The organism is Variovorax sp. Root434 (assembly GCF_001426595.1).
GTDB lineage: Bacteria > Pseudomonadota > Gammaproteobacteria > Burkholderiales > Burkholderiaceae_C > Variovorax.
On record NZ_LMEK01000026.1, the window covers coordinates 237,298 to 245,884 of the forward strand.

General features: G+C 65.9%; 8 protein-coding genes. All 8 read right to left on the reverse strand.

The window, feature by feature from the left end; translation table 11 throughout:
* Positions 1-7: 7 nt before the first annotated feature.
* On the reverse strand, positions 8-1,000 hold the full coding sequence (locus ASD05_RS25885) for an ABC transporter ATP-binding protein (RefSeq protein WP_235508096.1): 993 nt from the start codon (positions 998-1,000) through the stop codon (positions 8-10).
* The gene (locus ASD05_RS25890; RefSeq protein ID WP_235508097.1) at positions 997-2,097 is read right to left on the reverse strand and encodes an ABC transporter ATP-binding protein; all 1,101 of its coding nucleotides are present in this window, start codon (positions 2,095-2,097) and stop codon (positions 997-999) included. The genes ASD05_RS25885 and ASD05_RS25890 overlap by 4 nt, the downstream gene beginning before the upstream one ends.
* Positions 2,069-2,956: an ABC transporter permease gene (locus tag ASD05_RS25895; protein WP_056598489.1), complete on the reverse strand. Its 888-nt coding sequence runs from the start codon at positions 2,954-2,956 to the stop codon at positions 2,069-2,071. The genes ASD05_RS25890 and ASD05_RS25895 overlap by 29 nt, the downstream gene beginning before the upstream one ends.
* Complete coding sequence (locus ASD05_RS25900; protein ID WP_056598492.1) at positions 2,953-3,909, reverse strand: ABC transporter permease; 957 nt, start codon at positions 3,907-3,909, stop codon at positions 2,953-2,955. The genes ASD05_RS25895 and ASD05_RS25900 overlap by 4 nt, the downstream gene beginning before the upstream one ends.
* A 6-nt stretch (positions 3,910-3,915) precedes the next feature.
* The gene (locus tag ASD05_RS25905; RefSeq protein WP_200955498.1) at positions 3,916-5,625 is read right to left on the reverse strand and encodes a peptide ABC transporter substrate-binding protein; all 1,710 of its coding nucleotides are present in this window, start codon (positions 5,623-5,625) and stop codon (positions 3,916-3,918) included.
* A gap of 21 nt (positions 5,626-5,646) precedes the next feature.
* Positions 5,647-6,972 carry an NAD(P)/FAD-dependent oxidoreductase gene (locus tag ASD05_RS25910; protein WP_056598500.1) on the reverse strand — a complete coding sequence of 442 codons (1,326 nt, stop codon included), beginning with the start codon at positions 6,970-6,972 and terminating at the stop codon, positions 5,647-5,649.
* A gap of 19 nt (positions 6,973-6,991) precedes the next feature.
* Positions 6,992-7,711, reverse strand: a complete 720-nt coding sequence (locus ASD05_RS25915) for a cupin domain-containing protein (RefSeq protein ID WP_056598504.1) — start codon at positions 7,709-7,711, stop codon at positions 6,992-6,994.
* 8 nt (positions 7,712-7,719) lie between these two features.
* A partial coding sequence (locus tag ASD05_RS30850) for an aldehyde dehydrogenase family protein (protein ID WP_235508098.1) occupies positions 7,720-8,587 on the reverse strand: 868 nt, incomplete at its 5' end.

Below are 8,587 nucleotides of genomic sequence, written 5' to 3' on the forward strand. Positions count from 1 at the left end.
AGTTGTGTCAGATGTCGTCGCGGATGCACGCGGTCGCGTGATTGCGCTCTATGAACCGGAGTTCCGGGACCCCGCTCGCGCACGCCGACTGCGCGTGGGGGCAGCGCGTGCGGAACGCGCAGCCCGATGGCGGCGACAGCGGGCTGGGGATGTCTCCCTTGAGCAGCTCGCGCGGACGCCGCTGCCGCGGATCGATGTTCGGAACGGCGGCCATCAGCGCACGCGTATACGGATGCCGTGGGTTGTTCAACAACGAATCGGCGTCGGCGATCTCCACGAGGCGGCCGAGGTACATCACGGCGATCCGGTCCGAGATGTGGCCCACCACCGCGAGGTCGTGGCTGATGAACAGCATGGTGAGTCCGAGCCGCTGCTTCAGCTCCAGCAGAAGGTTGATCACCTGTGCCTGCACGGACACGTCGAGGGAAGACACCGGCTCGTCGGCCACCAGCAGCTGCGGTTCGGTCATGAGCGCACGGGCGATGCCGATCCGCTGGCGCTGCCCACCGGAAAACTCGTGCGGATAGCGCGCACGGTGCGCGGGGTTCAGTCCGACCGTCTTTAGAACCGTATCGATGCGGTCTCGCCGCTCCTGCACCGTCATTTCGGGCATGTGGATTTCCAGCGGCGCCGAGAGCAGTTGCTCTACGGTGTGTTTCGGGTTCAGGGACGAGTACGGGTCCTGGAACACCATCTGCATCGCACGCCGCAGGGGCCGCATCTGGCGCCGCGTGAGGCCCACCAGGGCTTCTCCGTCGAAATGCACCTGGCCTGCCGTCGGTGGGTCCAGGTTCAGGATGGCGCGGCCGATCGTGCTTTTGCCCGAGCCGCTTTCGCCGACCAGGCTCAGCACCTCGCCACGGCGAATCTCGAAGCTGACGCCGTCGACTGCCTTGACACTCTGCGCCGGCTTGCCAAGCCAGCCGCCGCCCAGCGGGTACCACTTGCGCAAACCCTCGACTTGCAACAAGGGGGGAGAAAGGTGTTCTTGCTGCATCATGCGGCTCCTTCGATTTCCGGCCAACGGACGCATCGCACCAGATGGCCCTGCTTTGCGTTATCCAGGTTGGGCACCGCGGCATCGCAGCGACCCGGCTCGAAGTGCTTGCAGCGCGGTCCGAAGGTGCAGCCCGGGGGGTGCGAGGCCGGATCGGGCACGTTGCCCGGAATCGCGAACAGCGGCGTCTTGCGGGCATGACTCGAATGAAGCCGCGGAACCGAATGGATCAGGCCGCGGCTGTAGGGATGCCGCGGCTGCGTGAACAGCGTTACGACATCCGCCTGCTCGACGATCCGGCCTGCATACATCACCATCACGCGGTCTGCGATCTCGGCCACCGTGCCGAGGTTGTGGGTGATGAAGATCATGGCCATGCGGGTCTGCGACTGCAGCTTCTGCAGCAGTTCGAGAATCTGGGCCTGGATGGTCACGTCCAACGCGGTGGTGGGCTCGTCGGCGATCAGCAGCGACGGCTCGCAGGCGATCGCCATGGCGATCATCACGCGTTGTCGCATGCCGCCGGACAGCTCGTGCGGGTAGTTCGCCAGCCGGCGCTTCGGATCCGAGATGCCGACCTGGTTCAAGAGTTCGGCGGCGCGGTTCGTGGCGGCACGCCCGTTCATCCCGAGGTGGATGCGCAAGCTCTCGCAGATCTGCGCACCGACGGTGTGTACCGGATTCAGGGACGTCATCGGTTCCTGGAAGATCACCGAGGCGATGCCTCCTCGCACCCGTCGCATCACGCGCTCGGGCGAGCCGACCAATTCGTACGTCTTGCCGTCGCGTGCCGCAAGCCGGGCCGACCCGCTGATCGTGCAGTAAGGCGCGGGCGGCGTGAGGCCGAGCAGGCCCAGGCAGGTCACGCTCTTGCCGGAACTGGTTTCCCCCACCAGCGCCAATGTCTCGCCGCGGCGCACCGAGAAGCTGACGTCGCGCACGGCATGCACGACTCCGGCCGCTGTGCGGAAGGCGACGTTCAGATCGCGCACGTCCAGGATGTTCTCCGCGTCGACGGCGGTTCCTGCATGCCGGGCGGGGATCGGTTCAAAGCGATTCATATCAAGCATTTCATCGATCCAGTTTTGCGTCCAGCGCATCGCGCAGGCCGTCACCAATGAAGTTGAAACTCGTGACGGTCAGCGTGATGGCCAGGCCCGGCACGATCGCGAGCCAGGGCGCATTGGTCAGGTAGCTCTGCGCGTTCTCCAGCATGTTTCCCCAGCTCGGCGTCGGTGGCTGGATGCCGAAGCCAAGAAAACTGATGTACGACTCGGCCAGGATGGCGTGCGCGATGTTCAGCGTCGCGGCGACCACGATGGGCGCGACCGCGTTGGGTAAGAGCTCGCGGAACATGATGCGGCTGTCGCTGGCGCCGAGCGATTCCGCGGCGAGCGCGAAATCGCGTTCGCGCAGCGATCGGATCTGCCCTTCCACCACGCGTGCCACCTCCATCCAGCTCGCCAAGGCAATCAGCAGCACGATGGAGGCGACCGACGGTTCGATCAGAGCCGCAACGGCCAGCAGCAGGAAGATGGTCGGAAAGCACAGCATCGCGTCCACGAAGCGCATCAGCGCAGCACCGATCGCGCCGCGGTAGAAGCCCGCCACGAGGCCCACCAGCACGCCCACCACCACCGACAGCGCGGTGGCTGCAAAGCCGACAGCCAGGGAGATGCGCCCGGCATGCATCAGGCGCGCCAGGATGTCGCGGCCCAAGGGATCGGTTCCGAGCACGTGCGGGCCCGCGAACGGCACCGCCAGCCGCGCGCGAATGTCGGTATCGGTGGCGTTGAACGGCATCAGCCAGGGGCCGATGAAGCTCAGGAGCGTCATGAACAGCACGATGCCCACACCCAGGAGCGCCGCCCGGTGGCGGAGGAAGCGTCTCAGGGTCGGATAGCGCTCGCCGAGCGTGCGGCGAGGCGGAACCAGCGGAAGGGTCTGGACAGTGCTCATTTCGATGCTCCTTTGATGCGCGGGTCCGCGACGGAGTAGAGAAGGTCCGCGACCAGGCTGCCCAGCAGAACCATGCAAGCCGTGAACATCAGCATTCCCATTACCACGGGGTAGTCCCGGTTGCTGACGCTGTCGAGAAAGAGCCGGCCCATGCCCGGCCAGGTGAAGACGGTTTCCGTCACCAGCGCGCCGCTGAGCAGCGTGGACACGTGCAGGCCCGTGATCGTGATCATGGGCAGCAGCGCGTTGCGCAGCGCGTGGCGCAACAGGATCTGCATGGCGGGCACGCCCTTGGACTTGGCCGTGCGGATGTAGTCCTGATTCACCACGTCAAGCATCGACGAGCGCATGTAGCGGCTCCACACGGCGGTGGACACCAGCGCCAGCACGATGCACGGCGCCACCAGGTGATGCAGACGGTCGATGAAGGAGCCGTCCCCGATGGTTTCGCGGTTGCCAGCCGGCAGCCAACCCAGGTTCACCGAGAACACATAGATGACGGCCAGGCCGAACCAGAATGTGGGGATCGACAGCGCGACCATCGCGCCCACCGTGGCCAAATGGTCGAAGAACGAGTAGCGCCGCACCGCACCCAGGATGCCGATCATGCCGCCGATGAACATCGCAAGCAGGGTCGAGCTCAACATGAGTTCGAGCGTCGGCCCGACGTGCATGCCGATCTTCTTCAGCACCGGCAACTGGTCCCGGTAAGAAGTGCCCCAGTCGCCTGTGGCAATGCTTCGGGCCCAGTCCAGATATTGGATCGGCACGGACCGGTCCAACCCGTACTGTTTCATCAGCCGGTCGACGTCTTCCTGGCCGAGATCGCCGGTGGCGACAAATTGCGCCAGCGGCCCCCCTGGCGCGAGATGCAGGATGGCAAAGGCGATCACAGAGACGAGCGCGAGCAGCAGCAGCGACTGCAGCAAGCGGCGCAGAAGATAGCGAGCCATGATGCGTCACACCGCCCAGCGCCAGCTGGCCGCGTTCCAGCTGTTGGCCAGCGCGTTCACGTTGTTCGCATAGCCGTCCAGGCCGCCCTTCGTGCCCTCGATCTGCACCTCGTAAAAAAGCGGCAGGAACGGCAGGTCGTCCATGATCAGCTCCTGGACCTTGGCGTAGATCTCCTTGCGCTTCGCCAGGTTGTATTCCTGCCGGCCTCGGGTGAGCAGCGTATCCACCCCGGCGTTCTTGTACTGGCTCACGTTGGACCCTGAGCCTGTCTGCTTCGGGATCGCGCCGGAGCCGAAGCGGTGCGTGATGTCCGGATCCGAAGCGATCGTGTAGGTCGGCGCGGTCATCAGGCTGTCGAACTCCGAGTTTCGCCAGAAGTCTGCCCAGAGCACCGCCGCGACCATGTTCTTGATCAGCATCTCGACGCCGATCTTCTTGAAGTCGTCGGCAATGAGCTGCTGCGTCTGCGCGCGCAGCTGGTTGCCCGTGGTCGTCGAATTCGTGAAGGACAGCCGCACGCCATTCTTGACGCGAATACCGTCTGCGCCGCGCACCCAGCCGGCCTGGTCCAGCATTGCGGAGGCTTTTTTGGGGTCGTACTCGGGCTTGGGCAGGTTGGGATTGGAAGCCCAGTGCGTCGGGACGAGGTAGTTGTTGGCCGGCTTCGGCACGCCGTAGTAGACGAGATCGCAAATCGCCTGGCGATCCATCGCAATGTTCAGCGCCTTGCGCACCGCCTTGTCCGCCAGGGCCGGGTGAGCGAGGTTGAGCGTCAGGTTCTCCACCGCCCCGCGGGGCGCCGCGTAGACGCGGCGGCCTCGCAGCGCGGTGGCTTCCTTGTAGAAGTTGGCCGGGATGCCCTGCAGGCCGACGTAGTCGATCTCCCCTGTCTTGAACTGGGTGTACATCGCATTCAGGTCCGGCACGTACTTGAAGATGAGCCGGTTCAGCGACGGCCCCTTGCCGAAGTAGTTCGGATTGGCCTCGAGGATCACGTGGTCGCCGGTCTTGCGGCTGACGAACTTGAACGGCCCCGTGCCGACGGGCGCGGCGGCAAACAGCGGAGAGTTCGGGTCCGGGTTCTGCGAAAGAATGTGCGCGGGGACGATGAAGGTCCAGCTCAGCACGGATGTCAGCGGTGCGTACGGTTCCTTCAGCTTCCACGTGATCACGTGGTCACCTTCGGTGGCCACGGACGCGATGAACTCGAAGGCGGTACGGTTGCGGGCGCGGAAGGCGGGGTTCTTCATGAGGTTGATCGAATACCTGACGTCCTCCGCCGTCATCGGCTTGCCGTCATGCCACTTCACGTCCCGCCGCAACTCGACACGCCAGGTCAGGCCGTCAGCCGATATGCCGCCGTTTTCGAGGGTAGGAACCGCGTTCGCCAGCAGGGGCACGAACTTCCCGTCCGCGTCGATCATCCACAGCGTACTGAAGAGGTTCCACCAGACGCCCTGGTCCACTTCGTTGGCGGTCATCAGCGGATGCAGGACAGTCACCTCCTGCGAGAAGCCGAGGATGGCCTGGCCGGTCGGCTTCGTGGCCGGCGCGGCGGCGTGAGCACGCGCCGCCAGCCCCAGGGAGCCCAGGGCAAAAGTGGCCGCGCCTGCAAAAACGGCGTCGCGCCGGGTTAGTTTGCCCATGGGGGCATCGTCGATCCTGTTCGTCCGCTTCATGTCACTACCTTTCAATTGGCTGCTGTGATCATTCATGGTTGTCTCCTGTTTAAGGTTTTAGAAATCAGCGACCTTGCCCCAAGCGGTGCCGCTGAATCGGCCGGGCCGGAAGGGTGTGGGATCGACGATCGGTTCGGCGCCGGTGGCCAGGTCCGCGATCAGGTGGCCGGCGCCGGGCCCGATGCCGAAGCCGTGTCCGGAGAAGCCCGCGGCCAGAATGAAGCCCGGCATGCCAGGCACTTCGCCGATGCCGGGAACACCGTCCGGCGTGCTGTCGACGAAGCCGGCCCACGCATGCGTGATCCTGGCCTCGTGAAGCTGGGGCAGCAGTTCGACAGCGCGGCGGTGGGTCTCTTTGATCGTGGTCGAACAGGGCCTCGGATCGAGGATGCGCACGCGTTCCATCGGCGTCGGCGCATCGAGGCGCCAGCGCGCCAGCGTCTCATGGCCGCCCCGGATGCCTTGCAGGCCACCCGGAAGAAGGCTGCGCCAGCGCTTGGCGAACATCGGCACGAACTGCGGAGCGAAGCGCAGGAACTGGCCTGTCACATCCACGCGCGCGCGGCCGCTGATGGCCAGTGCGTAGCGTCCGTCGTTGCGGCGCGTGGCGGACACGCCCGACATCACCAGGGCGTCCGGCAGGCGATGCGCCACAGGGGACACGCTCAGGATGGACTGCCGGATCGAGGCCTGCGGAAAACGGATGCCCAGTTGTCGGCAGAACGAAGACGCCCAGGCGCCGCCTGCCATCACGACCGTGCGGGTTCTGATGACGCCGGCTTCCGTGATGACGCCGCTGACCCGCCCGCCTTCGGTCTCGATGCCGCGGGCAGCGCAGTTCTGGTGGACGCTGCCCCCGAGCTTGATGAGCGCAGCGGCCACGGCCGGCGCGGCCTTGGCGGGATCGGCGGTGCCGTCGCTGGGCGAGAAGACGCCGCCCTTCCAGGCGCGGCCGGTCGCCTGCCCGCGCTCGGCGGCTTCGCGGCTACTCAGCATGTGGCTCGTGACGCCTGAAGTTTTCGCAAAATCACGCCAGCTGGCCCAGCCGGTCAATTCAGTCTCGTCGTTACTGAGAAACAGCAGCCCGCAGCGACGGAAGCCGGTGTCTTCGCCGCTCTCGGCGGCAAATTGTTCCCACAGGTCCAGGCTCTTGCTCGCCATGGGCAATTCTCGGGCATCGCGGTTCTGCCGCCGGCACCAGCCCCAGTTGCGGCTCGACTGCTCAGCGCCGATCCGGCCCTTCTCGACCAATGCGACCGACACGCCGCGCTTGGCCAAGTAGTAGGCGGTGAAGACGCCGATGATGCCGCCGCCGATGACGACGACGTCCGCCGAAGCCGGTGGCGTGGGGAGAGTTTGAATCTGGTTCAGCGGAGGGGACATGATGAATCTCGCCGCTCGTTCAAGCTTGGACGGCCTGGACCACGAAGAACTTCGCCACGCAATCGCTGCTTTCCCACCCGATCGATGCACCCTGCGGCACGAAGAGCGCGTCGCCCGTGCCCACCGACAGCACGCCGCCATCCGGTGCTGCGAATCGCACGCTGCCGGCCACGAGGTGCATGAACTCGTTCTGGCGATGCGGGCGAACGATCCGATGGTAGGGGGTCGAATCCCAGGTGCCCGCGCTGTACCCCGCGGCATCCTCGGTGAAGACGTTGTCGCTGCGGCACTCCGGCGCCGGCCCTAGCAACGCCTCTGCCGGTAGCGAACGGGACGGCTTGAAGTCGGCGTCGGCGCGAAGCGGGACAAGGCCGCGCTTCGTCGGCTTGTCGCAGGCGGCCGCGCAAAAGGAAAACTGCACGCGGGACGTCGCCACGATGCGAAGGGCGGTGCCGCATCCGATCACAGCACCTGTTTGCGGACCGAGCACCAACGCAGCGGAGCCGGCCGCTGTCAGCGTCAGTTCGCCTTCAGACACCACGATGGTCTCGATGTGCGGATAACTTGCGATGTCGAGCTCGCCGATGAAGCTGATGCGGCCCGCGCTCATCGCGTTGGATCCTTCCCATGCGATCTCGCGATGCCGCGCGAAGGGGTCGTCCTTGCCGAACGGCGCCCTGCGGAAAGCGGTTGAAACAGGCGCGCCGTCGGCACGGTGCAGCATGATGGCCACGGTCATTTTTTCTCCTAAGCATTGAAGCCAAGAATGGCTTTGGTTTCCAGATATTCCTCAAGGCCCTCGATGCCGTATTCGCGGCCATTTCCCGAGCGCTTGTAGCCGCCGAACGGAGCATGGGGGCTCCAGGCCGGATAGTTGATGTGCACCTGCCCCGAGCGGATGCGCGCCGCGACGGCGCGCGCCGCCGCAAGGTCCTGCCCCTGGACGTGAGCGCCCAGGCCGTAGACGGTGTCGTTGGCAATCTCCACGGCCTCGTCGACGCTGTCGTACGGAATGATCGCGAGTACCGGCCCGAAGATCTCCTCTTGCGCGATCTGCATCTGGGGATGCACGGCAGAGAAGATGGTCGGGCGGCAGTAGAAGCCGCGGCTCAAGGCCTCGGGCCGACCGGGGCCGCCGCAAACGAGCCGCGCGCCTTCGGCGATTCCGATGCCGATCATTTCCTGCACCCGATTGAACTGGGCGCGATTCGCCACAGGGCCGTGCGTGGTCTGCTCGGCGCGCGGATCGCCCACGACGAAGCTGGACGCCGCTTCGAGCGCGATGCGTTCGACCTCCTGGAGGTGCTCACGCGGCACGATCATGCGCGTCGGCGCGCTGCACGACTGGCCGACGTTGCGCAAGGCGGCCGCCACCCCTGCTGGCACGGCCCGCGCCAGGTCCGCGTCCGGCAGGATCACGTTGGGTGATTTCCCGCCGAGTTCCTGGGCCACGCGCTTCACCGTCGGGGCGGCGGCCTGGGCCACCAGGACGCCGGCCCTGGTCGAGCCGGTGATCGAGATCATGTCCACGTCCGGATGCGCCGACAGCGCGGCGCCGACCTCCGGCCCGGTGCCGCTCACCAGGTTGAAGACGCCCGGCCTTTGCCCAGGCCGA